The 369-nt window shown below is 38.2% G+C and carries 1 pseudogene; it reads left to right on the top strand.

Annotation, left to right across the window (positions count from 1 at the left end):
* Positions 1-322 (top strand): annotated as a pseudogene (locus HC175_RS20700) (sprT domain-containing protein); the annotation flags it as partial.
* Positions 323-369: the final 47 nt, after the last annotated feature.

Genomic DNA, 369 nt, shown 5'->3' with positions numbered 1-369 from the left:
AAGGCTTATGCTGCCATTTATAAGACCTGAAATTTTTCCGGCGCAACTGCTTCCGTTGATCGCGAGGCATTTCAAGAATCCGAAAGCCAGTAGTGATACAGATGCACATCTTTCCGTAGCCTTAAAACAATTTGATGAAGAGAATGACAAAAATTACATTTTTGAGGTCCCACATGGAAGTATTTTCAGAATTTACAATGGAAAAATTTTTAGAAAAGGGGAACAGCGTATAAAACGTTTTGAGTGTGTAGAGGTTAAGACAGGTAGAGTTTATCTTTTTCAGCCAAATGCAGAAGTTGAATTATTAAAAGCAGCCAATTGATATGAGGGAGAATAACTTTGCAGTATTGATGGCAGGCGGAGTAGGGT

The sequence above is a fragment of the Salinimicrobium oceani genome, from assembly GCF_012037645.1.
The sequence above is the reverse complement of the archived record's forward strand: the minus strand, read 5'-3'. Positions and strand labels throughout refer to the sequence as shown.